Source organism: Polynucleobacter hallstattensis (genome assembly GCF_018881835.1).
GTDB classification, from domain to species: domain Bacteria; phylum Pseudomonadota; class Gammaproteobacteria; order Burkholderiales; family Burkholderiaceae; genus Polynucleobacter; species Polynucleobacter hallstattensis.
The window spans coordinates 1,009,384-1,034,972 of record NZ_JACVPO010000001.1; the positions used below are offsets into that span (position 1 = coordinate 1,009,384).

Annotated in this window: 23 protein-coding genes and 1 other RNA gene; 19 read left to right on the plus strand and 5 right to left on the minus strand. The window is 46.3% G+C overall.

Translation table 11 applies throughout. The features are described 5' to 3' along the window. Nucleotide 1: 1 nt before the first annotated feature. Complete coding sequence (gene ssb / locus ICN26_RS05385) at nucleotides 2-457, plus strand: single-stranded DNA-binding protein (protein WP_046330869.1); 456 nt, start codon at nucleotides 2-4, stop codon at nucleotides 455-457. A gap of 71 nt (nucleotides 458-528) precedes the next feature. Here the strand turns inward: ssb and queF are convergent, their stop codons facing one another. Genes queF through ilvA form a run of 3 tightly spaced genes read right to left on the minus strand, consistent with a single transcriptional unit; the run spans nucleotide 529 to nucleotide 3,812 of the window. Continuing rightward, nucleotides 529-1,356 (minus strand): NADPH-dependent 7-cyano-7-deazaguanine reductase QueF, encoded by an 828-nt coding sequence (gene queF, locus ICN26_RS05390; RefSeq protein WP_216267435.1) that lies wholly within the window; start codon nucleotides 1,354-1,356, stop codon nucleotides 529-531. After that, nucleotides 1,356-2,264, minus strand: a complete 909-nt coding sequence (locus ICN26_RS05395; RefSeq protein ID WP_046330867.1) for a 5'-nucleotidase — start codon at nucleotides 2,262-2,264, stop codon at nucleotides 1,356-1,358. Before ICN26_RS05395 ends, queF begins: the two co-directional genes overlap by 1 nt. A 27-nt stretch (nucleotides 2,265-2,291) precedes the next feature. Next, nucleotides 2,292-3,812, minus strand: coding sequence for a threonine ammonia-lyase, biosynthetic (gene ilvA, locus ICN26_RS05400; protein ID WP_216267436.1), 1,521 nt, complete (start codon nucleotides 3,810-3,812; stop codon nucleotides 2,292-2,294). 135 nt (nucleotides 3,813-3,947) lie between these two features. Between ilvA and ICN26_RS05405 the strand changes: the two genes are divergently transcribed. The 13 genes from ICN26_RS05405 (at nucleotide 3,948) to rnpB (ending at nucleotide 19,790) form a co-directional block, all read left to right on the plus strand. Then, nucleotides 3,948-7,787 (plus strand): DUF3683 domain-containing protein, encoded by a 3,840-nt coding sequence (locus ICN26_RS05405; protein ID WP_216267437.1) that lies wholly within the window; start codon nucleotides 3,948-3,950, stop codon nucleotides 7,785-7,787. Continuing rightward, on the plus strand, nucleotides 7,787-8,176 hold the full coding sequence (locus ICN26_RS05410) for a gamma-butyrobetaine hydroxylase family protein (protein WP_215325829.1): 390 nt from the start codon (nucleotides 7,787-7,789) through the stop codon (nucleotides 8,174-8,176). The genes ICN26_RS05405 and ICN26_RS05410 overlap by 1 nt, the downstream gene beginning before the upstream one ends. A 28-nt stretch (nucleotides 8,177-8,204) precedes the next feature. Further along, complete coding sequence (gene ubiE / locus ICN26_RS05415; RefSeq protein ID WP_216267438.1) at nucleotides 8,205-8,948, plus strand: bifunctional demethylmenaquinone methyltransferase/2-methoxy-6-polyprenyl-1,4-benzoquinol methylase UbiE; 744 nt, start codon at nucleotides 8,205-8,207, stop codon at nucleotides 8,946-8,948. A gap of 56 nt (nucleotides 8,949-9,004) precedes the next feature. Further along, nucleotides 9,005-9,919 carry a Tim44 domain-containing protein gene (locus ICN26_RS05420; protein WP_216267439.1) on the plus strand — a complete coding sequence of 305 codons (915 nt, stop codon included), beginning with the start codon at nucleotides 9,005-9,007 and terminating at the stop codon, nucleotides 9,917-9,919. A 52-nt stretch (nucleotides 9,920-9,971) separates the two neighbouring features. Continuing rightward, complete coding sequence (locus ICN26_RS05425; protein WP_216267440.1) at nucleotides 9,972-10,589, plus strand: ubiquinone biosynthesis accessory factor UbiJ; 618 nt, start codon at nucleotides 9,972-9,974, stop codon at nucleotides 10,587-10,589. Between the two features lie 6 nt (nucleotides 10,590-10,595). Next, nucleotides 10,596-12,182 (plus strand): ubiquinone biosynthesis regulatory protein kinase UbiB, encoded by a 1,587-nt coding sequence (gene ubiB, locus ICN26_RS05430; protein ID WP_216267441.1) that lies wholly within the window; start codon nucleotides 10,596-10,598, stop codon nucleotides 12,180-12,182. 64 nt (nucleotides 12,183-12,246) lie between these two features. Beyond that, nucleotides 12,247-12,900, plus strand: coding sequence for a DUF502 domain-containing protein (locus ICN26_RS05435; RefSeq protein WP_216267442.1), 654 nt, complete (start codon nucleotides 12,247-12,249; stop codon nucleotides 12,898-12,900). 16 nt (nucleotides 12,901-12,916) lie between these two features. Further along, nucleotides 12,917-14,716 carry an aspartate--tRNA ligase gene (gene aspS / locus ICN26_RS05440; protein WP_216267443.1) on the plus strand — a complete coding sequence of 600 codons (1,800 nt, stop codon included), beginning with the start codon at nucleotides 12,917-12,919 and terminating at the stop codon, nucleotides 14,714-14,716. 22 nt (nucleotides 14,717-14,738) lie between these two features. Beyond that, nucleotides 14,739-15,197 (plus strand): dihydroneopterin triphosphate diphosphatase, encoded by a 459-nt coding sequence (nudB, locus tag ICN26_RS05445; protein WP_216860368.1) that lies wholly within the window; start codon nucleotides 14,739-14,741, stop codon nucleotides 15,195-15,197. 9 nt (nucleotides 15,198-15,206) lie between these two features. Beyond that, nucleotides 15,207-17,030, plus strand: a complete 1,824-nt coding sequence (locus ICN26_RS05450) for an ABCB family ABC transporter ATP-binding protein/permease (protein ID WP_216267444.1) — start codon at nucleotides 15,207-15,209, stop codon at nucleotides 17,028-17,030. A gap of 9 nt (nucleotides 17,031-17,039) precedes the next feature. Further along, nucleotides 17,040-18,356, plus strand: a complete 1,317-nt coding sequence (locus tag ICN26_RS05455; RefSeq protein ID WP_216267445.1) for a glycerate kinase type-2 family protein — start codon at nucleotides 17,040-17,042, stop codon at nucleotides 18,354-18,356. Between the two features lie 2 nt (nucleotides 18,357-18,358). Next, nucleotides 18,359-19,417: a dihydroorotase gene (gene pyrC, locus ICN26_RS05460; RefSeq protein ID WP_216267446.1), complete on the plus strand. Its 1,059-nt coding sequence runs from the start codon at nucleotides 18,359-18,361 to the stop codon at nucleotides 19,415-19,417. Between the two features lie 66 nt (nucleotides 19,418-19,483). Then, nucleotides 19,484-19,790, plus strand: an RNA gene (gene rnpB, locus ICN26_RS05465) — RNase P RNA component class A. Nucleotides 19,791-19,801: 11 nt separating this feature from the next. Here rnpB and ICN26_RS05470 read toward each other — a convergent pair. Next, nucleotides 19,802-20,227, minus strand: coding sequence for an OsmC family protein (locus ICN26_RS05470; protein WP_046330856.1), 426 nt, complete (start codon nucleotides 20,225-20,227; stop codon nucleotides 19,802-19,804). Between the two features lie 417 nt (nucleotides 20,228-20,644). On the opposite strand from ICN26_RS05470, the gene rplM reads away from it, so the two are divergent. From rplM to erpA, 4 genes are all read left to right on the plus strand, one after another. Continuing rightward, nucleotides 20,645-21,073, plus strand: a complete 429-nt coding sequence (rplM, locus tag ICN26_RS05475) for a 50S ribosomal protein L13 (RefSeq protein WP_015422034.1) — start codon at nucleotides 20,645-20,647, stop codon at nucleotides 21,071-21,073. Between the two features lie 9 nt (nucleotides 21,074-21,082). After that, complete coding sequence (rpsI, locus tag ICN26_RS05480) at nucleotides 21,083-21,484, plus strand: 30S ribosomal protein S9 (RefSeq protein WP_015422033.1); 402 nt, start codon at nucleotides 21,083-21,085, stop codon at nucleotides 21,482-21,484. A gap of 112 nt (nucleotides 21,485-21,596) precedes the next feature. Next, complete coding sequence (gene argC, locus ICN26_RS05485; protein ID WP_216267447.1) at nucleotides 21,597-22,655, plus strand: N-acetyl-gamma-glutamyl-phosphate reductase; 1,059 nt, start codon at nucleotides 21,597-21,599, stop codon at nucleotides 22,653-22,655. An 83-nt stretch (nucleotides 22,656-22,738) separates the two neighbouring features. Then, complete coding sequence (erpA, locus tag ICN26_RS05490) at nucleotides 22,739-23,113, plus strand: iron-sulfur cluster insertion protein ErpA (protein ID WP_215305360.1); 375 nt, start codon at nucleotides 22,739-22,741, stop codon at nucleotides 23,111-23,113. Nucleotides 23,114-23,129: 16 nt separating this feature from the next. On the opposite strand, the gene ICN26_RS05495 is transcribed toward erpA, so the two are convergent. After that, the gene (locus tag ICN26_RS05495; RefSeq protein ID WP_216267448.1) at nucleotides 23,130-24,260 is read right to left on the minus strand and encodes an anhydro-N-acetylmuramic acid kinase; all 1,131 of its coding nucleotides are present in this window, start codon (nucleotides 24,258-24,260) and stop codon (nucleotides 23,130-23,132) included. 89 nt (nucleotides 24,261-24,349) lie between these two features. On the opposite strand from ICN26_RS05495, the gene tyrS reads away from it, so the two are divergent. Further along, nucleotides 24,350-25,582, plus strand: coding sequence for a tyrosine--tRNA ligase (gene tyrS / locus ICN26_RS05500; RefSeq protein ID WP_216267449.1), 1,233 nt, complete (start codon nucleotides 24,350-24,352; stop codon nucleotides 25,580-25,582). The last annotated feature ends 7 nt before the right edge of the window (nucleotides 25,583-25,589 follow it).

Sequence of the window (25,589 nt, forward strand, 5' to 3'; positions counted from 1 at the left end):
CATGGCTTCGGTAAATAAGGTCATCATCGTAGGTAACGTAGGACGTGATCCAGAAACGCGTTATATGCCAAGCGGCGACGCAGTAACTAATATTTCAGTAGCGACATCAGATCGTTATAAAGATAAGCAGTCTGGCGAAATGAAAGAAACCACAGAATGGCACCGTGTTGCATTCTTTGGAAAACTTGCAGAGATCGCTGGTCAATATCTCAAAAAAGGTTCACAGGTTTATGTAGAAGGTCGTTTACGCACACGTAAGTGGACTGATGCTAGTGGTCAAGAAAAATACTCCACTGAGATCGTTGCAGAAACAATGCAAATGCTGGGTGGCAAGCCAGTCGGTGGCAGCGGTGATGGTGGTGAAAGCTACAGCCGCTCAAAGCCGGTTGAGAACTCTGCGCCAGCATCTTCTAATGCGGCATCCCTTGGCGCAATGGATGACGATATTCCGTTTTAAGGATTACGTTCATTTTTTTCCTAAGACAAAAAGCCCTTCAAGAAGGGCTTTTTGTTTAACGGCTGTTTTTGTTACTGCCTTGCATGGCGAATATTTTCTGGCCAAGGCGAATTATGATCAGTGCGGAAGGGATTGATATCGAGCCCACCACGTCGGGTGTAGCGCGCGTAGACAGAGAGTTTCTCTGGTTTGCACTGGCGTTTGATATCGGTGAAGATAGTTTCAACGCAATGTTCATGAAACTCACCCAATTGCCGAAAGCCGATGAGATAGCGCAGTAAGCCTTCTTCCAAAATCGGACGGCCTTGATAACGAATTTGTATGCTTGCCCAATCTGGTTGACCGGTCACTGGACAATTGGATTTAAGCAAATGGGAAACCAGGCACTGCTCGATTGGCCCAAAAGATTCATTGACCTCAAGCAAGGCTGGGTCTGCAGATAGGCTAGGATCGATCTCGATATCAAGACGGTCCATCAGAACACCACTCATCTCCTGCATTCCTTTTTTGGCAACCGCTTCAGTTGAATGAATGCGGGTAGCGATCTTGCTGCCTGCGACTGCTGATAAATCAGTGATCAATCGTTCACGCACTTCCGCTTCATCATCAAAGCGGGCGCTATTGAAGCTATTGAGGTAGAGCTTGAATGATTTGGACTCAATCATGTTTGGCGAATCAGCTGGAACTTGAAATTCCGCTAAGGCAATCTGAGGTTTACCTTTTTTATTGAGCCAACTGAGCTCGAAGGCGTTCCAGATATCGACGCCTACAAAAGGCAGGACTTGATTTGGTTTGATATCGAGCTTAAGGCGATTCTCGGAGCGGGGAATGGGGAATAGCAGGCTCGGATCATATTGATCGGGATATGGCGTTGCTTGGCCAAGTGAAAGTGTGGACATTAGTTTTTAGGCTTATTGGATACACCGGAGACCACGTGACCAGTTGGCGCTACTGAAGCAGCAGATTGGCAATGACCTGTTTGGTCATCAAAGAAAAAGTCTGGCTCGAACTCGCGGAGGAATTCACTTTTGGAAAGTCCGCCAAGGAACATGGCTTCATCAACATCAACACCCCAGGCCATCAACGTGCGAATAGCGCGCTCATGTGCAGGTGCGGAGCGAGCGGTTACCAAAGCAGTACGAATGCGCATCCCTTTCTCGCTAGTGGTGCGTTGCAAACTATGGAGTGCTTCTAGCAAAGGTTTGAATGGGCCCGGCGGCAGAGGGATCGCAGCTTTTTTGCTTTCATGATCTACAAAGGCTACCAAGCCTTCGCTCTGAAAGACTTGTTCAGCTTCATCGGAAAAGAGAACGGCATCTCCGTCAAATGCGATGCGGATTTCATTGGGGTGGGACTCTGCAGTCTTACTGGATTCTGGGTAAACCCGCGCCGCAGGAAAGCCTGCATCAATCGTAGCACGCACATCATCTTCATTTGCCGAGAGAAATAGGTTGGCATGTAAAGAGCGTAGGTAGTGATAGGGTGGGCGCCCTCTCGTGAATACGCCACGCTCTAAATGAAGACCATGGTGTTCAGCCGAACGAAACACACGCAAGCCGCTAACCGGGTCATTGCGAGAGAGAATCACTACCTCGACACGTTGCTCACCTTCTTCATTGAAGGCTAATAACTTCTTTACTAATGGAAAAGCAACTCCTGTTTGAGCGGCCTTAGACAGGCGCTCTAATTGCAGCTTCATATAGGCGCTGTCATCAGTGGATTCGAAGATACGATTCTCTTCCTCGAAATCAAATAGTGCACGCGATGAAATCGCAACAACAAGTTTTCCGGTAAGTGTGTATGACATTACGAATTCGATCTTATGGATTAACTCTTATTTGAGAAAAAGGCGATAAGCCGGGTTATCGGTTTCATTCCAATGTGGATAGCCAAGTGACGCTAAGAAGTTTTGGAACTTCTTCTGTTCATTTTTAGGTACTTGTAAGCCAATAAGGATGCGGCCGTAATCTGCGCCATGATTGCGGTAATGAAAAAGACTGATATTCCAGTTCGGCGCCATACTCGTGAGGAACTTCATTAGAGCCCCTGGACGCTCTGGAAATTCAAAGCGGTAAAGTAATTCATCTTGGGCGAGAGCTGAGCGGCCGCCTACCATGTGGCGTAAGTGAGATTTCGCTAGTTCATCATGAGTCAGGTCGATCGTTGCAAACTTTGCTTTACGAAAATGCTTTGCAAGCGTAGTGCTATCACTTGCCTTTTGGGTTCCGATGCCGACAAAAATATGAGCTTCACTTTGATCCGCAATGCGATAGTTAAATTCAGTGACATTGCGATTGCCGAGTAATTCACAGAAGCGCCTGAATGAGCCCCGCTCCTCAGGAATGGTTACAGCAAAAATAGCTTCGCGAAATTCACCCACGTCGGCACGTTCTGCGACAAAGCGCAGGCGACTGAAATTCATATTGGCACCACAAGCAATCGCTACCAATGTTTTCTTTTTCAGGCGATGCTTATCTACATACTTTTTCATACCAGCAATAGCTAAAGCACCAGCGGGCTCTAGAATGCTGCGGGTGTCTGTAAAGACATCATTGATCGCAGCGCAGATTTCATCGGTATCCACGGTGATGATGTCATCCACTACGCGTTTGCAAATGCGGAAAGTTTCTTTGCCAACCAACTTCACTGCCGTACCATCCGAGAAAAGCCCCACATCTTTCATCTCGATGCGCTTGTTGGCTTCAAGTGACCTTCTCATCGCATCCGAGTCAACTGATTGAACGCCGATCACTTTAGTCTTGGGGCTGACAGCTTTGACATATTCCCCAATGCCAGCGATTAAACCACCACCACCAATAGCTACAAAAATGGCATCAATTGGTTCTTGGTGTTGCTGAAAGATCTCCAGGGCAATGGTGCCTTGTCCTGCAATCACATCGGGGTCATCAAAAGGATGAACAAAGGTTAGCCCTCGTTTTTTCTCTAAAAGCTCAGAGTACTTAAAGGCATCGCTATAAGATTCGCCATGCAAAATCACCTCTACCCAAGGCCCCCCACGCGCCTTCACGGCATCGATTTTGAGGCTAGGAGTGGTGAGGGGCATCACGATGACTGCTTTGCACTTCATTTTGGCTGCCGCTAGGGCAACGCCTTGGGCATGATTGCCTGCTGAAGCGGCGATTACTCCCCTTTTTAGGGCTTCTGAGGGTAAATGGGCCATTTTGTTATAGGCGCCACGTAATTTGAATGAGAAAACCGGCTGGTTGTCCTCTCTTTTGAGTAATACTTGATTGCCTAGGCGCTTTGTGAGTTCGGGGGCTACTTGGAGCTCTGTTTCCCTAGCTACATCGTAGACTCGGGCCGATAAAATTTTCTTTAAATAGTTCGTTGCCATGCGATGAGCGTACCATGAACGGGCTCTAAGCCCTTAAATTTGAAGGGGTTTATCGCCCCAAGCCAACATCTTTATTGGTTTCCTGCCAATATCAACCTCCCTCAATTAAAATGCACATTTACCAAATATGACGCTATGAACGCCCCATTAGCTTTAAACCAGTTGTTGGATGCCGAAGCGGGTTCTCCCCGCCTCCGCGAAATTCCCTACAACTACACTTCCTTTTCTGATCGTGAAATTGTTATTCGCTTGTTGGGCGAGGAGTCATGGCGTGTTCTGAATGATTTGCGTGGGATTCGCCGCACCGGCCGCTCAGCTCGTATGTTGTTCGAGGTGTTGGGTGATATCTGGGTAGTTCAACGCAACCCCTTCTTGCAAGACGACCTATTGGATAGCGCTAATCGCCGTCAGTTATTAATCGACGCTTTATGGCATCGCCTTGGCGAAGTCAAGAAAAGATCTAGCGGTGAATCGGTTGAGCAAGTTCAGGTTTTATTGAAAGCTGCACATCGCGCAGTTGAGAGTTTTGAGCAGGGTTTTAAAGAGGTGACGGAGATTCGTAAGCGTGCTCGAAAAGAGCTTGGCCGCATCACTGCTGCAGATAATATTTGTTTTGATGGTGTTTCACGTGCAGCGCATGTAACCGATGCGACTGATTGGCGCGTTGAGTTTCCCTTAGTCGTTCTTAAGCCTGATTACGAGTCTGAGATCCCCGGCCTTGTGAAAGCATGTATTGCCTTGGGTTTAACCATCATTCCGCGTGGAGGTGGTACTGGTTATACCGGCGGTGCTATTCCTCTCTACGCTATGTCGGCAGTGATTAATACTGAAAAGCTTGAGCAGATTGATGGCGTTAAGGCAAAGCGTTTGCCAGGCGTGGATCATGAAGTTTCAACTATCTTTACTGGTGCGGGAGTAGTTACACGTAGAGTCGCAGATGCGGCAGAGCGCTCTGGTCTAGTGTTTGCGGTTGATCCTACCTCTGCCGATGCTAGTTGTATTGGTGGCAACATTGCCATGAATGCCGGCGGTAAGAAGGCGGTCTTATGGGGTACTGCATTAGATAACTTAGCTAGCTGGCGCATGGTGGATCCAGAAGGTAACTGGCTTGATGTCGAGCGCCTTGATCACAACTTAGGAAAAATTCACGTTGCTGAACAAGTACGCTTTCAGCTGACTTGGTCTGATGGTGCGAGTGAGCCAGGCGAACACGTTCTCAAAACAGAAGTCTTGGAAGTAGAGGGTAAGCGCTTTCGTAAAGAGGGCTTGGGTAAGGATGTGACTGATAAGTTTTTATCAGGCTTACCTGGTGTTCAAAAAGAAGGTTGCGATGGATTAATTACAAGCGCTACTTGGATTTTGCATCGCATGCCTAAATTCATGCGGACTATTTGCTTAGAGTTTTTTGGTCAAGCGCAAGAAGCTATTCCCAGCATTGTAGAAATTAAAGCGTATCTCGATGGCTTGACTAAGAATGGCGGACCAATTTTGGCCGGTCTAGAGCACTTGGATGATCGGTATCTGAGGGCGGTTGGTTATTCCACTAAATCCAAGCGCAATGCAATGCCTAAGATGGTATTGATTGGTGATATTGCTGGTGATAATGAAGAGGCTGTAGCAGCCGCGACTAGTGAAGTCGTGCGCATGGCAAACAATCGTGTAGGCGAAGGTTTTGTGGCAGTGAGCGCTGAAGCGCGTAAGAAGTTTTGGTTAGATCGTGCGCGTACTGCTGCGATTGCTCGTCATACCAATGCTTTTAAAATCAATGAAGATGTCGTGATTCCGCTGCCACGCATGGGCGAGTACACCAACGGTATCGAGCGTATCAATATTGAGCTTTCACTCAAAAATAAATTACAAGTTTTAGATGGCCTAAAAGATTTCCTAAAAAAGAGCGCCCTGCCACTTGGCAAGAACGATGAGGGCTATGAAATCCCCAGCGCTGAAATTTTGGGTGATCGCGTACAGCAAGCTCTTGAACTCATTGCCAAGGTACGGGCGCGCTGGTCGGATTGGCTGACGCAGATGGATACGTATTTTCCGGATCTACAAAATTACAGTTTGCGCGCCTCATGGAAAACAGAAGTGCGCTCTGAACTCAGAATCATTTTTGGTGGCCTAGCATTTGAGCCTATCCTCAATGAACTGGAATCTATTCACAAAAATATTTTACGTAAGCGTGTATTTATAGCGCTACATATGCACGCTGGCGATGGTAATGTGCACACCAACATACCAGTAAATTCGGATGACTACGAGATGCTGCAAGATGCTCATCGCGCTGTCGATCGGATTATGAAATTGGCTCGCTCATTAGATGGTGTGATTTCTGGTGAGCATGGTATTGGCATTACCAAGCTTGAGTACTTGACTGAAGCTGAGCTTAAGGATTTCCGCGCCTACAAAATGCGTATAGATCCTGAAGGCCGCTTTAACAAGGGTAAGTTAATGCCGCATGCGGATCTCAGCATTGCCTATACCCCAAGCTTTGGTTTGATGGGTCATGAATCCATCATCATGCAGCAAAGTGACATTGGTGCGATTGCTGATAGCGTGAAAGATTGCTTGCGTTGTGGAAAGTGCAAGCCAGTCTGCTCTACGCATGTACCGCGCGCCAATTTACTGTACAGCCCGCGTGACAAAATTTTGGCAACCTCTTCGTTAATCGAAGCCTTCTTGTACGAAGAGCAAACGCGTCGTGGCGTATCGATTCGTCATTGGGAAATGTTTGATGACGTAGCAGCACACTGCACTGTATGCCATAAGTGTTTGACACCTTGCCCTGTCAATATTGATTTTGGTGAGGTCTCGATGAACATGCGCAACTTGTTGCGCAAGATGGGGCAGCAACGCTTTAATCCGGGAACAGCGGCATCGATGATGTTCTTAAATGCTACCGATCCCGATACTATTAACTTGCTTCGCAAGACCATGATTGGTTGGGGTTATAAGCTTCAGCGTTTGGGCAATGATGTGTTCCGTAAGCTCGCTCGCAAACAAACTGCGCACCCACCTGCCACAGTAAGCAAGCCGAACATTAAAGAGCAGGTTATTTTCTTTGTAAATAAGAAGATGCCTGGCAATCTGCCGAAGAAAACCGCTCGTGCACTCTTGGATATTGAAGATGCAAATTACGTGCCGATTATTCGGGATCCAAAAACAACTTCCGCAGATACTGAAGCAGTGTTCTATTTCCCCGGTTGTGGTTCTGAGCGCTTGTTTTCACAAGTAGGTTTAGCTACACAAGCGATGTTGTGGAATGTAGGTGTACAAACAGTATTACCTCCAGGCTACCTCTGCTGCGGCTATCCACAGCGTGGCAATGGCGACTTCGACAAAGCAGAAAAGATGATTACGGATAACCGTGTTCTTTTTCATCGCGTAGCCAATACCCTAAATTACTTAGATATCAAGACCGTTGTGGTTTCATGTGGCACTTGTTATGACCAGTTAGCAGGTTATCAGTTTGAGCAGATCTTCCCTGGTTGCCGCATTATTGATATTCATGAGTACTTACTAGAGAAGGGTGTCAAGCTTTCGAATGTGACTGGTGTGAAGTACATGTATCACGATCCATGCCACTCACCAATGAAGTTGCAAGACCCCCTCAAGACAGTGAATGAGCTGATTCAGTCAGAAGATGGAAAAGCGATCCAGAAAAATGATCGATGCTGTGGTGAGTCTGGCACTCTTGCGGTGACACGTCCTGATATTTCAACTCAGGTACGTTTCCGCAAGCAAATTGAGATGGAGAAGGCTGCTAACGAATTGCGTAAAGATGATTTCACTGGTGAGGTCAAAGTGCTCACTAGCTGCCCATCTTGTCTGCAAGGCCTCACTCGCTTTGATGCGGATAGTGATACTACGGCCGACTACATCGTGGTTGAAATGGCGCAAAAGTTATTAGGTCCTGATTGGATGCAAGATTACGTTGCTAAGGCAAATCAAGGTGGTATTGAGAGGGTATTGGTTTAATGATTCCAACTAATGTTGTAGTGCATCAGCAGTCAAAAGTGCTAGAGCTCTCTTATGAGAATGGCAATACCTTTCGCCTACCTTTTGAATTTCTAAGGGTGGTGTCTCCTTCGGCTGAAGTCCAAGGTCATGGTCCTGGGCAGGAGACTTTACAAACAGGTAAGCGTGAAGTGCTGATAGCAAACATTGAGCCAGTAGGTCACTACGCTCTTAAGCCTTCCTTTTCTGATGGACATGATTCTGGTTTGTATTCTTGGGACTACCTGCAATTTTTATGCGAGAACCAAGAAGCACTTTGGAAAGAGCACTTGGATAAACTAGCTGCTGCTGGCCTAGATCGTGATGCGCCAATGAGTGTTGCTGGCGGTAAATCTTGTGGCAGTCATTAACCGCCGTTTCAGTTAAGTAAAGAAGAATATGAGTAAGACCCATTTTGGATACCAAAGCGTTGATGAGGCTGAAAAAGCAGGTAAGGTCGCTGAGGTATTTCATTCTGTAGCGAGTAAATATGACGTCATGAATGATTTGATGTCATTTGGACTTCATCGCTTGTGGAAAAAAGTGACGATTGCTCGTGCTCAAGTGCGCCCTGGTCAAAAAGTATTGGATATTGCCGGCGGTACGGGCGACTTAGCTACTGCCTTTGCACGTGCAGCAGGCTGGGGCCATAACCCTGAAGCTCAAGTATGGCTAAGTGACATCAATGCTTCCATGTTGGGAGTTGGCCGTGATCGCCTTCTCGATCAGGGACTAGCTTTACCCTGCGTTCAGTTCGATGCGGAGAAAATCCCTTTCCCCGCGAATCACTTTGATGTGGTGACAGTGGCGTTTGGCTTGCGAAACATGACTCATAAGGACGTTGCTTTGGCTGAGATGCTCAGAGTAATTAAGCCTGGTGGTCGAGTGTTGGTGCTGGAGTTCTCGAAACCGGATGCCTTTTTAGGGCCCATTTATGACACCTATTCATTTAAGGTGTTGCCTTGGCTGGGAGAAAAGATTGCCCAAGATTCTGAGAGCTATCGCTATCTGGCTGAATCTATTCGGATGCATCCGGATGCCCAAGCCCTTAAAGACATCATGCTGGGAGTGGGTTTTGACGAGGTAGATACCCATAGAATGACTGGGGGTATCGTTGCGCTCCATATTGGTATTAAATACTAGTGTTTTTGTAGTTTTTGTTGGTCAAGAATTAGAGTAGTTCTATAGGGGATCAAAATATGAGTAAGCATTTCTTCAAAGCAGTTCTGTTAAGCGTTAGCTTAATATTTGCTACCGTTGGTCATGCCAATGCTGCCCGTCTAGGTAGCGGTAAAAGTGTCGGTAAGGCACCAAGTGCACCAATGCAAAAACAAGCTACTCCCGCACAAAAGCCAACTCAACAAGCGCAACCAACGGCACCAGCTGCAGCTCCTCAAGCGCCAGCACCAAGTCGCTTTGGTGGCATGGGTGGAATCTTAGGTGGCTTAGCTGCAGGTCTTGGTATTGGTTTTCTCTTATCCCATTTTGGTTTAGGTGAGGGCGCATCCTCATTGATTACTGGCTTACTGATTGCAGCTCTAGCTGGATTTGCCATCATGTTCATCATGAGAAAAATGATGCCTGCTTTATCTGGCGCTAATAAGAGTCCTCAAATGACTGCGCAAGGTATGCAGCGTAGCAATCTAGATCAGGCGCCAAGACAAGAGCCTGCGTTTACACCAACTGCTAGTGCATTCGGTGGTGTTGCTGCTTCTGAGCCTGCACCATTTCAATCAACGTTGCCGCCAGGGTTTGATGAGTACGCATTTTTGGATAACGCTAAACAGTTTTTCTCAGGCTTACAAAAAGCGTGGGATCAGGGCGATTTAGCTGCATTGCGTGAGTACACCACCGCGGAGATGTATGCCACGATTGAGCAAGATCTGGCCGGACGTGCTGACAGCGCTAATCAAACCGATGTAGTGACACTCAATGCACAGTTGCTCGGAATTGAGACAGCTGACAATACGTACTACTGTAGCGTTCAGTTCACGGGCATGATTCGTGAACAAGTAGGTGCACAAGCAAATAGTTTCTCTGAAGTGTGGAACCTTAGCAAGCCGGTAAGCGGTCCTGGAGGCTGGGTACTAGCGGGTATCTCCCAGTTAGTTTAAGCTTGTAGTACTTTCCACCGAAAGCCCGCACTTGTGCGGGTTTTTTACACTGATGAACACCGTATCTCCCACCACCCACCATATTGCAGCGTCTGCCGCTTGCCGAGGAATAAATCACATCCTGAAAGCTGAGCCATGGGCTATGGGTGAATTGGCGCGCCATGCTGGCAAAGTCATTTTGCTCAGTTTGCCGATTGGGCAGCTTTTTTTTGAGATAGCGCCGGAGGGCTCCCTGCTTGCCTTGACTCATGCGGATACCCCGTCATTAGAGTTGGAAGTTTCACCTGAAGCTTTGAGCGCTTTAGCTGGTGGCCCTGGCAACTTGCGGGAGCAAGCAATGAAGTCGGTGAGGATTACTGGCGATGCTGACTTGGCACAGTTATTGGGTCGATTAGCAGGGCAAATTCGGTGGGAGTATGAGGAAGACCTAGCGCGCTTCATTGGAGATGCACCTGCAAACTTTGCTGTACGGCAAGGTAAGAAATTCATTTCTGCTGGGAAATCTGCAGCGACCGATCTAATAGAAAATGTAATTGAATATGTCAGTGAAGAAAGAAAAGTCCTCTTGAATAAACGAGATTTTTTAATTCGTAAGAATGAATTAAATGTGTTGCGTGATGCGGTTGATCGCCTAGAAAAGCGCATCCAAATTTTAGAGCGAAAAGGTTAATTCATTGTGCGTCGTTTAGCCCGTCTCTATTTCATTTTCTTTACCGCATGGCGTTATGGCTTATTGCCACTACTGCGCGATATTCTGAAGCCTGGTATTTCTCGTGGTCTATTAACTATTCTTTGTTGGATATCACCAGGACAATCTCTACCTAGGGGTGAGCGTATCCGCCTGACCTTAGAAGCGCTCGGCCCGATCTTTGTAAAATTTGGACAAGTGCTTTCTACTCGACGTGATTTATTATCAGAAGACATCGCCAATGAATTAGCAAAGTTGCAGGATCAAGTACCACCATTTTCCAATACAGAATCACGACTCTTAATTGAGAAGGCGCTGGGTTTATCGATTGAAGAAGTCTTTATTAGTTTTGATGCAACACCGGTAGCTAGCGCTTCTGTAGCTCAGGTACATTTTGGAACTTTGCGTGCCACTGAGAGGCATCCAGAATGGAATGGACGAGAAGTTGCGATCAAGGTCTTACGTCCAGGCATTCTCCCGGTTATTGAGAGTGATATTGCTCTAATGTATGACCTAGCAAAAATTATTGAAAAATTATCTTCTGATGGTCGTCGTTTAAAGCCAACTGAAAACGTGGCGGAGTTTGATAGACATCTGCATGATGAGCTCGATCTCATGCGTGAGGCTGCTAATGCCAGTCAGTTGAGAAGGTATTTTGTTGATTCAGACAAGCTCATGATTCCAGAAATGTATTGGGATTTATGTCACACCAATGTGATTGTCATGGAAAAAATGAACGGTATATCTATCGGTCGTTTTGATGAGTTACGTGCCGCTGGAGTAGATTTCAAAAAATTAGCGGCAGAGGGTGTGGAGATATTTTTTACCCAAGTATTCGAACATGGTTTTTTCCACGCAGATATGCATCCTGGAAATATTATGATTAGCTTGGAGCCAGATAGTTTTGGGCGATTTATTTCTTTGGATTTCGGAATTGTTGGCGCATTAAGTGAGACCGATAAAAACTACTTGGCGCTTAATTTTTTAGCCTTCTTTAATCGAGATTACCGGCGTGTAGCAGAATTGCATGTGGAATCTGGTTGGGTGCCTGCAGATACCCGTGTGGAAGAATTAGAAGGTGCGGTACGCTCCGTTTGCGAACCTTACTTTGATCGACCTTTAAAAGACATCTCTTTGGGCATTGTTCTGGTTCGTTTGTTCCAAACATCTCGTCGTTTTAAGGTCGAAGTGCAGCCACAACTATCTCTGCTATCAAAGACATTGCTAAATGTGGAAGGTTTAGCGCGTGAATTAGATCCTGATCTCGATCTTTGGCAGACTGCAAAGCCGATTCTGGAAAAATGGATCAGTAGGCAGTTGGGTTGGCGTGGATTGGTTGAGGGGCTTAAAAGTGAAGCGCCCTCTTGGGCAAAAATACTGCCAACCTTGCCCCGCCTGATTGCGGAGAGTTTGGCGCAAGGGCGCGGTCCGCAAAGAGACCAAAATGCTGAATTAGAGGTCTTAAAGGGGCTTTTAATGCAGGAAAGACGGACGCATCGCCTTTTGGTCGGCGCTTTGCTGTTCGTGGGTGGCTTTTTGGCTGGGATTTTGATAATCGGCCTTGGTCTGTACTAGACTGTCCCCGGCTGCCGCTTAAACCGCTAAAATGCCAGGTTAGGCAAAGCGTAAGCGTGGGCAAATGAAAAAATACTTTATCGCAGGCATTCTGGTGTGGGCACCGATGTCAATCACCATTTGGGTGATTGCATGGGGATTAGGTCTGCTCGACGGCGTTTTTGGTTCTGTGATGCATGCCATTATTGCTGTATTCCCCAATCAGTTTGCCGGTGATTTGCAACATTTCCGTGAATTACCCGGTGTGGGCATTCTGATTGTTATATCAGTCATCATGGTCACTGGATTACTTGCAATCAGTTTTGCGGGGCAGTGGTGGATGAAGATATGGAACCGCTTGATGAATCGCATTCCGATTGTGCGATCGATTTATTCTAGTGTTCAACAAGTATCCTCCACTTTATTTTCTGGCAGTGGCCAAGCATTTAGCAAAGCATTATTAATTCGCTATCCACATGCAGATTCTTGGGCGATCGCATTTCAGACTGGTATGCCAGCAAAAGAAGTGGCTGCTAAGTTGGGCGAGGATTACGTTAATGTTTTCCTGCCCACTACTCCAAATCCAACCTCTGGATTTTTTATGATCGTCCCACGTGCGCACACCATTGAATTAGAGATGAGTGTCGAAGAGGCGCTCAAACATATTGTTTCAATGGGATCAGTTCCTCCCACCAGTTCAACTGGTTTGAATGCTGCTCAGTCAAACCATCATCTTTGATTTATAGGAAATTGTTATGTCGATGCGAAGCCATACCTGCGGCCAGGTAACTGAATCACTCATTGGTCAAGAGATTACCCTCTCTGGTTGGGTTAATCGTCGCCGTGACCACGGTGGCGTAATCTTTATTGACTTGCGTGATCACCAAGGTTTTGTGCAAGTTGTTTGCGATCCAGATCGCCCTGAGATGTTTGCATTGGCTGAGCAGGTTCGCAATGAATTTTGTATTCAGATTAAAGGCTTGGTTCGCGCACGTCCTGCTGGTACCGAGAACAATGATCTAGCCAGTGGCAAAATTGAAGTGCTTTGCCATGGCCTAGTGATTTTGAATGCGTCTATTACTCCTCCATTCCAACTGGAAGATGAGAATTTATCGGAGACTACTCGCTTAACTCACCGTGTTTTGGACTTGCGTCGCCCGCAAATGCAAAAGAATTTACGTTTACGCTATAACGTGGCTATGGAATGCCGTCGCTACCTTGACGCTGCAGGTTTTATTGATATCGAAACGCCGATGTTAACGAAGAGCACTCCTGAAGGTGCTCGAGACTACCTAGTGCCTTCACGTGTACATGATGGTCAGTTCTTTGCTTTGCCACAGTCTCCTCAGCTATTTAAACAGTTGTTGATGGTGGCTGGTTTTGATCGTTACTACCAAATTACTAAGTGCTTCCGTGACGAAGATTTGCGTGCTGATCGTCAGCCTGAATTTACTCAGATCGACTGTGAAACTGCTTTCTTGGATGAGCTAGAAATTCGTGAGTTATTTGAAAACATGATTCGTCATATTTTCAAAACTACTATGAATGTAGAGTTGCCAAATCCATTCCCAACTATGCCTTACTCAGAGGGTATGGCGCGCTTTGGTTCGGACAAGCCAGATCTGCGTGTGAATTTTGAATTCACTGAACTGACTGACTTAATGAAGGATGTCGATTTCAAAGTATTTTCTGGTGCAGCAAACCAAGAGGATGGGCGCGTAGTTGGTTTGTGCGTACCTAGCGGTGCTGAGATTAGTCGTAGTGAAATTGATGACTACACTCAATTTGTAGCGATCTATGGTGCTAAAGGTTTGGCATGGATCAAGGTGAACTCGCTTGCAGAAGGCCGTAATGGCTTGCAATCACCCATCGTCAAGAACTTGCATGATGCTGCTATCGAAGGCATCTTAAAGCGCACTGGCGCTAAAGATGGCGATATTATTTTCTTCGGTGCTGATAAAGAGAAAGTGGTTAATGATGCTATTGGTGGTTTGCGCCTGAAGATTGGTCACTCTGCTTGGGGTAAAGAGCATGGTCTATCTACCGAAGGTTGGAAACCATTGTGGGTAGTGGATTTCCCCATGTTTGAATATGATGAAGATAATGCCCGTTGGGTTGCATGTCACCATCCATTCACTAGCCCTAAAGATGAGCATATGCAGTACCTCGAATCGAGCCCAGGAAAGTGTTTAGCCAAGGCTTATGACATGGTTCTGAATGGTAGCGAGATTGGTGGTGGATCAGTTCGTATCCATCAAGAAGCAGTGCAAAGCCAGGTATTTCGTGCCTTGAAGATCGGTGCAGAAGAGGCTCAGGCGAAGTTTGGATTCTTGTTGGATGCTTTGCAGTACGGTGCGCCTCCACACGGTGGTATTGCATTTGGTTTGGATCGTATTGTCACGATGATGACCGGTGCTGAATCTATCCGTGATGTGATCGCCTTCCCGAAAACACAGCGTGCGCAGTGCTTACTTACTCAAGCTCCTAGCCCAGTAGACGAGCGTCAGTTGAAAGAGCTTCACATCCGCTTGCGTCAAGCTGCACCTGCTGCTTAAGTAAGACAGTATTTAGATCATCTTGAAAATCCCCATTTCGGTTTTAGTTGTCATTTACAAATCGAATGGGGAGGTCTTGCTAATCGAGCGGGCCGATAAAGCCAATTTTTGGCAATCTGTTACTGGTAGCATTGATTTCCTTGATGAGGATCTTAGTGCTGCCGCTGCGCGTGAAGTCCTTGAAGAGACCGGCATTGATGTCCAATCTCTTCCAGCAGCCTCCTTACAGGATATGCATCATCAGATTGAGTATGAGATTTATCCGCAATGGCGTCATCGCTACGCTCCTGGAGTGACCAAAAATGCTGAGCATTGGTTCTCATTACTGGTTCCAAATGCAGTTTTAGTCAGATTGGCGCCAAGAGAGCATGTTGCCTATCAATGGCTGCCACACGCTGAAGCGGCAAATAAATGTTTCTCTCCCAGTAATGGCGCAGCAATTCTCAAGTTATTTTCTGCGCGTCAGAGCGTAACTGACTAAGATAGAGCGATGAGACATTCATCAGGGCATCATCATTCAGTAGCAGACTCAAAGCCAGCAAAGGGTAGCGACTGGAAAGTTATTCGCGATTTACTCCCCTATCTATTGGAATACAAGTTTAGGGTTGCGATTGCTCTGACATGCTTAGTGGCTGCTAAGGTGACTAATCTTGGCATTCCGATTTTGATGAAGCAATTGATTGATGAGCTCAATATCAGAGTAGACTCTCCTCAAGCTTTATTAGTAGTACCAGCCGGATTGATCTTAGCCTACGGTCTCTTACGGGTGTCTGCTTCTTTATTTACCGAGCTAAGAGAATCCCTCTTTGCTCGCGTAACTCAAAATGCCGTTCGTAAAGTAGCGCTACAAGTTTTTGAGCATCTACACTCGCTGGCTCTGAGCTTTCATTTAGCGCGTCAGACTGGTGGAGTTAGTCGAGATATTGAGCGCGGTACTCGCGGTATTCAGTCGCTAATTTCCTATTCCCTATATAGCATCCTACCAACCCTGATTGAGTTTTGTTTGGTACTTGGCTACTTGGCTTACGCATATGATATGTGGTTTGCCATCATTACCTTAGTTGCATTGGTACTCTATATTGTCTTTACGGTAGTGGTGACAGAATGGCGAACGCATTTCCGCCGCACCATGAATGACATGGATTCCAAGGCCAATCAGAAGGCAATTGATTCCTTATTGAATTTTGAGACGGTGAAGTACTTTGGTAATGAAGCCTTTGAAGCTAGTCGTTACGATCAAAATCTCATGCGCTACCAAGTGGCTGCAGTCAAGTCACAAAAATCTTTAGCCGTACTCAATCTTGGGCAGCAAGCAATTATTGCGATTGGATTAGTCCTAATTTTATGGCGAGCAACTCAGGGTGTGATTGATGGATCTATGACCTTGGGTGATTTGGTATTGGTTAATACCTTGATGATTCAGTTATATATACCGCTGAATTTTCTGGGTGTGATCTATCGTGAGATTAAACAGGCGCTGACTGACATGGATCGTATGTTTTCACTTCTGAATACGGAGAAGGAGATTGCGGATGCACCCAATGCCCAGTCTTTGCGTATCAGTAATCAAAGCCGTGGCCCAGACGTTCGTTTTGAGAATGTCTCATTTCATTACGATGCCAAACGTGAGATTTTGAAGGATGTTAGCTTTAATATCCCTGCTGGCACTATTACTGCAGTTGTAGGGCAGAGCGGTGCCGGTAAGAGTACCTTAGCCCGCCTACTGTTTCGTTTTTACGATGTTCAGTCCGGAAAAATCCTCATTGATTATCAAAATATTGTGGATGTTACTCAATTGAGTTTACGAAAAGCGATTGGTATCGTTCCTCAAGATACTGTTTTGTTTAATGACACCATTGGCTACAACATTGCTTATGGCAATCCCAATGCTTCAATTGAAGAGGTTCATGAGGCTGCTAGGGCAGCGCAGATCGATCGCTTCATCAAGCATCTCCCGGATGGCTATGACACTCAAGTAGGTGAGCGTGGTCTGAAATTATCTGGTGGCGAGAAGCAGCGTGTTGCGATTGCGCGCACCTTACTCAAAAAGCCAGCAATGTTAATTTTTGATGAGGCAACATCGGCGCTGGACTCTAAAACGGAGCGGGCATTTCAGGAAGAGCTACTTGGCTTGGCTAAAAACCGTACAACTTTGATTATTGCGCATAGGCTTTCCACCATTGTTCATGCGGATCAAATTTTAGTGATGGAACATGGCCAGATAGTCGAGCGGGGAACACATACAGAGCTATTGGCTGCTGGTAGTCGCTATGCTGAAATGTGGCAAATGCAAGAGCGCATTGTTCTTGATTAGAATATCTACATGAGCCAGCAAGAAACTATTCTCAAAAATGCCTTTGCCGCAGCTTTAGCGGTTGCTGACCCAAACAAAATCGTTCCTGAATACCTCAGCAAGATCTTTCCTCAAGGCTCGGAGCCCAAGGGAAGATGTTTAGTGGTGGGTGCAGGCAAAGCCAGTGCATCAATGGCAACCGCCCTAGAGTCCCATGCTCAGAGTCATTGGCCTAATGCAATTATTGAGGGAGTGGTATTGACCCGCTATGGGCACAACTCTCCTACTAATCACATCAAAATTATTGAAGCAGGTCATCCTGTGCCCGATCAAGCGGGTATGGACGGCGCTAAAGAAGTCTATCGCTTGGTTGGTGAATTACAAGCTGGCGATGTTTTAATTGCCTTAATTTCCGGTGGCGGTTCAAGTTTACTTACCTTGCCCCAAGCTGGCATCAGTATCGAAGATATGCGCAAGACAACCGAAGCGCTATTACGCTCCGGTGCGCCAATTGAAGAGATGAATGTCGTTCGTAAACATTTGTCAGCGATTCAGGGTGGTAATTTGGCAAGACTGGCTATTGCACGTGGTGCTCGAGTTGAAGCCTTGCTGATTTCCGATGTGACGGGAGATTCTCCTGCAGACATTGCCAGCGGTCCTTGCGCTCCAGATTATTCGACCTACCAGGATGCTCTGGATATTTTGACCAAGTATCAATTAAGTTCTAACTCTATTCCGGAGTCTGTTTCATCCCATTTGCAACGTGGTGTAGCCGGTGAAGTTCCAGAGACTCTAAAAGAAGCAGATCTCCAAAATATGGAGGTCAGCAATCATGTCATTGCTACGGCCTATAAGAGTCTTGAGGCTGCGGCAGACTATGTCCGTACACAAGGTTACGAGCCCGTTATTTTGGGTGACACTATTACGGGCGAGGCACAAGCTGTAGGGATAGAGCAAGCTTCTCTAGCACGTCAGCACTTGAAGATGGATAAGCCAATTGCCCTCATCTCAGGTGGCGAGTGCACGGTAACTATTCCTCATGGAATTAAAGGCCGCGGTGGTCGTTGTAGTGAATACCTGCTTTCATTCTTCGCGGCATCAACTGATCTTCCGAATATTTCCGCTTTAGCTGCAGATACTGATGGTATCGATGGTAGTGAAAAGAATGCCGGTGCGTGGTTTACCTCTGAGATCCGCCAGGCTGCCAATAAGCAAGGCTTGATCCCTTCACAGTTTCTAGATCAGCACGATTGCTATGGTTTTTTTGCGCAATTTGATGCTTTGGTGGAAACTGGTCCCACACTGACAAATGTGAATGACTTTCGCATCATCTTGCTTGATAAATAATTATGTCCAATAGCCAAATACAAATTCAACTGATTCAGCCAGATGACTGGCATTTGCATATTCGTGATGGTGAAGTGATGCGAGATGTCTTGGCAGATACTGCGCGCCAATTTGCGCGTGCCATCATCATGCCAAATTTGAAACCTCCAGTGACTACGGTTGATTTGGCAAATGCGTATCGTGGTCGTATTGAAGCCAACCTTCAATCTTTGGGTGTGACAAGCTTTACACCATTAATGACCCTATATCTCACGGACAACACAGCTGCCGATGAAGTGCGTAAAGCAAAGAATGCTGGCATTGTTGGATTTAAACTTTACCCTGCAGGAGCGACAACTAACAGTGATGCAGGTGTGAGTGATATCAAGCGTTGTTATGCTGCACTAGAAGCAATGCAGGCCGTCGGTATGCCTTTGTTAGTACATGGTGAAGTGACTAGTGCGCATATTGATATCTTTGATCGTGAAGCAGTGTTTATTGATCAAGTGCTCGAACCTTTACGTAAAGATTTTCCTGAGCTCAAGATTGTGTTTGAGCACATTACTACCAAACAAGCTGCGCACTATGTTCGTGACGCGCACACTGCTGGAAAAAACAATATCGCTGCTACGATTACTCCACAACATTTATTAATGAATCGCAATGCAATTTTTTCTGGCGGCATTCGTCCGCACAACTACTGCTTGCCAGTACTGAAGCGTGAAGAGCATCGTGTTGCTTTATTAGATGCCGCAACGAGTGGCAACCCCAGATTTTTCTTGGGTACAGATAGTGCGCCCCATGCTAAGGGCGCTAAAGAAGCTGCTTGCGGTTGCGCTGGTTGTTATAGTGGTTTCAATGCCTTAGGTTTATATGCTGAGGCATTTGAGAGTGTAGGCAAGCTGGACAAACTTGAAGGCTTCGCTAGTTTCTTCGGCCCAGATTTTTATCTAATGCCGCGTAATACTCAAAAGGTAACTTTGGTGAAGCAGGCGCAAAACATTCCTGCAGAGCTTCCTTTGGGTGATGACACGATTGTGCCGCTTCGTGCTGGTGAGACGATTGCTTGGACCTTGGCTTAAGTAAGTTAAGACTTTCGCTATTCATTTTTAGACTAAATTTCTGCGACTGCGTTAGACTGCAGGCGCAGAGTCAATTGGGCAATCGCCGCCACTTTATTGTGGGGGAGGAAAGTCCGGACTCCATAGGGAAGGGTGATGGCTAACGGCCATCCACGGTGACGTGAGGAATAGGGCCACAGAGACGAGCGTATTTAGTTACGGTGAAACGCGGTAACCTCCACCTGGAGCAATCCCAAGTAAGCAGGCGATGAGGCGTCCCGCTGAGTCTGCGGGTAGGGAGCTTGAGCCGTCAGGTAACTGCCGGCCTAGAGGAATGATTGCCCCTAGATGCAAATCTAGGCGACAGAATCCGGCTTATCGATTGACTCTGCACTTTCTCAAGACTTATTCGTCATTCAGGACGTCGATCGAATAAGTAATTTCTGCCGTCTTGGCGAGCATGGTTGTCGCGGAGCAGTACTTTTCGTGGGAAAGCTTGACTGCACGCTCAACCTTAGACAAATCGAGGTTTTTGCCTTTAACCGTGAAATGCAGGTTAATTTTTGTAAATACTTTGGGCTCAGTCTCTGCTCGCTCGGCTGTCAGCTGGACATCGCAAGCGCTAATCTCTTGGCGAGCCTTTTGTAGGATTAAAACCACATCAAAGGCGGCACAGCCGCCAGTTCCCGCCAAAATCAGTTCCATAGGCCTTGAGGCGCTATTTTTGCCCCCAGCTTCGGGGGGTCCATCCATTGTGACTTGGTGACCACTACCGGTTTTTGCCGAAAACGCCATGCCGCCATTACCCAACCAACTTACTTGACATTCCATGTTAGCGACCCCTAATTTACAAAATTAATCAATATTATCAATAGTTTACCAATAATTACAGCTTAAAGTTATTAGCTATTTTTTGCTAAAAAGCATCAAAAAATTGATTTTGGTCAATATTCTTGCGTTGCACCATATTTCTTGTGTAGAATAACCACATTGGCTGTCAGTCTTATATAAGATATCGATGTGCCTCCCAGTGTCTCCTCCACTTAAACATAGGTGGATTCCAACCCAGGACTCGTTCCTGGGTTTTTTTTGGGTTACAATTCAAGGCTTTACTGAATTACCGAACCAGTCAGCGGTAATTGTTTTACCAAGTGAATTACAGAATCTGCGAGCTTGCAAACATAAGCAGGGCCAAGGTGGACGTAATTTGATTGGAGTAATTTTTTGACTATAACAATTTAAGAAATCATGAAAACTTTTTCTGCAAAATCCCACGAGGTAGTGCATGAATGGTTCGTGATTGACGCTACGGACAAAGTCCTCGGTCGTGTCGCCAGTGAAGTGGCACTCCGTCTACGCGGCAAGCACAAGCCTGAATACACCCCACACGTTGATACCGGCGACTTTATTGTTGTCATCAATTCTTCTAAGCTACGTGTCACAGGCACAAAAGGCTTGAACAAAATTTATTACCGTCACAGCGGATACCCAGGTGGTATTAGCTCGACCAACTTCGACAAGATGCAAGATCGTTTTCCAGGTCGTGCCTTAGAGAAGGCTGTGAAGGGTATGTTGCCAAAAGGCCCACTAGGTTATGCCATGATTAAGAAATTAAAAGTCTATGGCGACGCCAGTCATCCGCATGCGGCTCAACAGCCAAAAGCGTTAGAGATTTAAGGAAACCAAATGGCTATTAATTACGGAAATTGGAATTACGGTACAGGTCGTCGCAAGAGCTCTGTAGCACGTGTATTCATTAAATCTGGCAAAGGTGAGATTACTGTTAACGGTAAGCCCATCGATGCTTACTTTGCTCGTGAAACATCACGCATGATCGCTCGTCAGCCTTTGGCTCTCACAGCTCACCTAACAACCTTTGATATCAAAGTAAACGTTAGCGGTGGCGGTGAAACTGGTCAAGCTGGTGCAGTTCGTCACGGTGTTACTCGTGCATTGATCGACTACGACAACGCTTTGAAGCCGACCCTGTCTAAAGCAGGCTTGGTAACTCGCGATGCTCGTGAAGTTGAGCGTAAAAAAGTTGGTCTGCATGGCGCGCGTCGTCGTAAGCAGTTCAGCAAGCGCTAATTCTCTCAGTCGCTTCAGTTTAATCGAAAGGGTCGCGCAAGCGGCCCTTTTTGTTTCTACAATCTAGGTATTAGAGAGATAAAATTCATCTGTCGGTATTTTGGAGAATGGCATGATTAAAGTTGGCATCGTAGGTGGCACTGGATATACCGGAGTGGAGCTACTGCGCTTGTTGGCGCAGCACCCCGAAGTCAAGATCGAGGCAATTACTTCTCGCACAGAAGCTGGCATGCCAGTCGCTGAGATGTTTCCTTCTTTGCGTGGTCGCATTGATCTCAAGTTCACTACACCGGATGAAGCCAAATTAAATGAATGTGATGTCGTGTTCTTTGCAACACCACATGGCGTAGCAATGGCACAAGCAAAAGAATTGCTTGCAAACAATGTGAAGATTTTGGATCTGGCTGCCGACTTCCGTTTAAAAGATGTCAAAGAATTTACTAGGTGGTACGGTATGGAACATGGCTGCCCAGAAATTTTGGCTGAAGCGGTTTATGGTTTGGCGGAAATCAATCGTGAAGAAATCAAAAAAGCCCGCGTCGTGGGTTTAGCTGGTTGTTACCCCACCTCTGTGCAGCTTGGACTTGCTCCACTGCTTTCACCAAAGTCTAATGGTGGTAAACAGCTCATTGATGGCATGCATATTATTTCTGACTCTAAGTCGGGTACCTCAGGTGCTGGACGCAAGGCAGAAATTGGGACTTTATTGTCAGAATCTGCTGATAACTTCAAAGCTTATGCTGTTAAAGGCCACCGCCATCTTCCAGAAATTGTTCAAGGCTTAAAGGCTATTGCCGGTCACGATCAGATTGGCCTGACATTTGTGCCGCACTTAACGCCAATGATTAGGGGTATTCATTCAACCTTGTATGTGCGTTTGACTGAGGCTGGAATGAAGGTGGATTTCCAAAAGCTCTATGAAGATTTCTACAAAGGCGAGCCTTTTGTAGATGTGATGCCGACGGGTAGCCATCCAGAAACACGCTCAGTGAGGGGTAGCAATGGTTTGCGGATTGCCATTCACCGCCCTGGTGATGGCGATACTTTAGTGATTTTGGTGGTTGAGGATAACCTAGTGAAGGGTGCTTCAGGCCAAGGGGTTCAGTGTATGAACCTGATGTTTGGCTTGCCTGAGACCACTGGATTGACACAGATTGCTATTTCACCATAATAGGACCAATTGGAAAGACCCTTCAGCACACTTGGAATTAAAAGCCTAAAATAAACCATCGCCTTTTGAATCAGGAGTAAATCATGACCCAATTAGCTACGCAACCAGTACAAGACTTAGCCGAGCCACCAACCCCATTGGTGTTTACGGATAGCGCCGCTGCAAAAGTGGCTGACTTGATTGCTGAAGAAGGTAATCCAGAATTGAAGCTACGCGTGTTTGTTCAGGGTGGTGGTTGTTCAGGATTTCAGTATGGCTTCACATTTGACGATGCCGTGAACGAAGATGACACCCTATTTGAAAAGAACGGCGTCACTTTGTTGGTGGATTCAATGAGCTTCCAATATTTAGTTGGTGCTGAGATTGATTACAAAGAAGATATCAACGGCTCACAGTTTGTGATTAAGAATCCTAACGCGCAAACAACTTGCGGCTGTGGCTCTTCTTTCTCCGCATAAGAACAAGCTTAATAACTTAAGCTGGATAGCAAGCTCCTAGAATCCTAGGACCTTTCGCTCCCGTAACGGCTGGCAGATTTGCTGGCCGTTTTTCTTTATGAGCCCAAGCCAACCATGCGAATGCAAGACCCTCTACTAGTTGTGGATCAATGCCAAACATATCGCTGGTCATGATATCGAGTGAGTTTTTAAATATCTCTTTAGCTCTGGCTTTAAATAAGTCTAGTAATGCAGTGTTGCGGGCACCACCACCACAGACAATGAGAATCTGGGTTTGCGGTGCATAACGTAGCACTGCTTGCAGTGACGAGTCCACAGTCAGTTGCAGTAGCGTAGCTTGCACATCCTCTGAGTTGATGTTTTCTGTACCAATATACTTTTGCAGCCACTCTAAATGAAAGTCGTCACGGCCTGTACTTTTTGGCGGAGCTTTTGCAAAAAATACATCGGTCATCATTCTTGAAAGCAGTGCTTGATCGACTGTGCCTTGAGATGCCCAGGCACCATTTTCATCAAAGGTGTGCCCTTGCTGTTCCGAAATCCAGGCGTCCATCAACATATTGCCAGGACCACAATCAAATCCCTTGACTTCACCCTTGCTTGGAAGGAGCGTGAGATTAGCAATGCCGCCCAGGTTTAATACCGCGATATTTTTATCTGTAGCAAATTGTTGCGCATGAAAGGCTGGCACTAGAGGGGCACCATGACCACCAGCAGCAAGGTCGCGACTTCTAAAGTCTGCGATGACATCAATTCCGGTCAGCTCTGCAAGAAGTGCTGGGTTGAGAGTCTGGTGTGTATAGGCCAGATGATGGGCAAGATCAGCTTGATGGCGAATTGTCTGGCCATGGGCACCAATCGCACTGATATCGCCAGGAGAAAGATCATTCTGAGTAAGTAATTGTTTGACTGCATCTGCATAAGCTAGCGCTAGGGCATTGGCTGCCTGATTTTCTCGGTGAATCTCGTTTGCCCCAGGACTCTGTAAGTCCAGAAGGGCTTTGCGTAATTCAGGGCTAAAGGCAAGGCTTATGGAGCCCAGAAGCCTGGTATCGTCAGCCTTCTCAATCTTTGCCAGTACGGCATCTATCCCATCTAGGCTAGTGCCAGACATCAGGCCGATATAGAGTGGATGGGGCTTATTCATGCGGTATCAGGGCTTTGTTCTCAGGAATGCGACAATTATGCTTTAGCAATCTAAATACTAATTTAACCGAATCAGTTCACCAATACAGCATGACGGCTAAACCAGAACAAAAATACCCACTGACCCCCGAAGTTTTTGCAGCCCTTGAAGTAACAAAAAGAGGTTGTGATGAGTTATTGGTTGAGGCGGATTGGATTCAAAAGCTAGCTAAGAGCCAGGCAACAGGTATTCCCTTGCGTATTAAGTTGGGTTTAGATCCTACAGCGCCTGATATTCATTTAGGCCATACGGTTGTGCTGAATAAATTACGCCAACTCCAAGATTTAGGTCATACCGTGATTTTCTTGATTGGTGATTTCACGAGCATGATTGGTGATCCTTCTGGACGGAATGCAACACGCCCACCACTGACTGCTGAAGAAATTGCTGTCAATGCTCAGACTTACTATCGTCAAGCGAGTATGGTGCTTGATCCTGCTAAAACTGAAGTCCGCTATAACAGCGAGTGGTGTGATCCATTAGGTGCGCGCGGCATGATTCAGTTAGCCGCCAGATATACCGTTGCACAAATGTTAGAGCGCGATGACTTTACAAAACGCTACCGTAGTGGCGTACCCATCTCTGTGCATGAGTTCTTGTATCCATTGATGCAGGGCTACGACTCAGTTGCCTTAAAGAGTGACTTAGAGCTCGGTGGTACTGATCAGAAATTTAATCTCTTAGTCGGTCGCGAGCTCCAACGTGAGTATGGCCAAGAGCCGCAATGTATTTTGACTATGCCTCTCCTCGTTGGTTTGGATGGCGTAGATAAGATGAGTAAGTCCAAAGGAAATTACATTGGCATCAGCGAACCTGCTGGTGAGATGTTTGGCAAGCTCTTGAGTATCTCCGATGAGTTGATGTGGGATTACTTCACATTGCTGTCATTCCGACCGATGGCTGAAATTGATTTAATGAAGCAAGAAGTTGCTGCCGGCCGAAATCCTAAAGATTGCAAAGTGCTGCTCGCACAAGAAATCGTGGCACGCTTTCATTCACAAGCTGCTGCTGAAAAAGCTTTAGAAGACTTTAATCACCGAGCCAAAGGTGGTGTGCCAGATGATATTCCTGAGGTAAATATTTCGGGTGCACCGATAGGGATTGCTAGCCTACTCAAGGCTGCTGGATTGGCACCATCGACATCAGAAGCTATGCGTAATATCGAGCAAAACGGCGTAAAGATTGATGGCGTAACAATTGTTGATAAGCAATTGAAGGTTGAGGTCGGTACCTATGTTGTACAGGTAGGCAAACGTAAGTTTGCTAAGGTAAGCCTTAGTTAAGCTTGAA